This window comes from Pandoraea sp. NPDC090278 (assembly GCF_044772185.1).
GTDB lineage: Bacteria > Pseudomonadota > Gammaproteobacteria > Burkholderiales > Burkholderiaceae > Pandoraea.
Map to the genome: position 1 here is coordinate 1 of NZ_JBIVYJ010000047.1, position 1,031 is coordinate 1,031.

The window sequence follows — 1,031 nt, forward strand, 5'->3', positions numbered from 1 at the left end:
ATTGACCGATACCGCTAACTACACGTTAGCCCCCACTAGCCAAAACACCAGCAGGGCTACGATTTTTGCGCAGTGATATTTGCTCGCAAACGGCGCACCTGCGTATTTCGGCGAACGTGATCAGTGGTTCCGATTGATGGTGATCGGCCGTTTCGGCCGAAGGTGATCACTGATCACCGGTTTCCGAAACGAGCGATCATCTTGCCGAAGCGGGTGATCACGTTCCCGGAATGAGTGATCAGCGAACCGAAACAGCTGATCACGCGACCGAAACGGGATAGCCGTTCCGGCTCGGCGGTGGTGTTACGCATGTGATCAACGACGGGCGTTAGCCTTGATCCTTTTTAGGGGACAGGTTGATGCCGGCACATCGGATGAGCATACGCAAACTGAAGGAAGTACTGCGGCTGAAGTGGGCGTGCGGCCTGTCGCACCGCCAGATCAGCCGCGCGATCGGCATCAGCGTCGGCGCCATCTCGGCATACACCGCGCGCGAGCGCGGCGGGCCTCGACTGGGTTACCGTCGAACCGCTCGCTGACGACGAGCTCGAGATCAGGTTGGACCTGTCGGAGGAAACTGTGGTCCCGACCCGCCGGGTCGAACCGGATTACGCGGCGATGCACCGCGACCTGCGCCGCAAGGGCGTGACGCTGCAGTTGCTCTGGGAGGAATACGTCGAGGCGCATCCCGGCCAGCGCACCAGTCGCTGTGCTCAACCAGTACTACGCACGCCTGCAGGCCAGCACATTGCGTGCCGCGCAACTTCAGCTCACTGTCTTAATCCGTTTATCCGACTACCGCATTGAGATTCTCGATGAATTTTCATGGTTAGTGATGCATTCGCTGACAACGTCCTGGCCAGAAGCTATTCATTGCCATCGGTGAGGTCAAAGAAGTGACCGCTGCGCGCTACGGTCGCAAGATGGTGCTAAAGCTGTTGATTTTCACCAAATGTTGACCCGGGGTTTTCATCGAAATTTAACCCACCCAAAACAGCGTAGTACATCTACTTCTGTGTGGATAAGTCGTC

Annotated in this window: 1 protein-coding gene and 1 pseudogene; one reads left to right on the plus strand and one right to left on the minus strand. The window is 57.2% G+C overall.

What is annotated here, in order from left to right:
- Positions 1 to 173: 173 nt before the first annotated feature.
- The gene (locus ACIQWO_RS27500; protein ID WP_006400880.1) at positions 174 to 311 is read right to left on the minus strand and encodes a hypothetical protein; all 138 of its coding nucleotides are present in this window, start codon (positions 309 to 311) and stop codon (positions 174 to 176) included.
- A 48-nt stretch (positions 312 to 359) separates the two neighbouring features.
- On the opposite strand from ACIQWO_RS27500, the pseudogene ACIQWO_RS27505 reads away from it, so the two are divergent.
- Positions 360 to 717, plus strand: a pseudogene (locus tag ACIQWO_RS27505) (IS21 family transposase); the annotation flags it as partial.
- Positions 718 to 1,031 lie beyond the last annotated feature (314 nt).

Bases quoted from the DNA above. Each gene is read 5' to 3' on its own strand.
- ACIQWO_RS27500 (WP_006400880.1), bottom strand. From the start codon at position 311: ATGCGTAACACCACCGCCGAGCCGGAACGGCTATCCCGTTTCGGTCGC.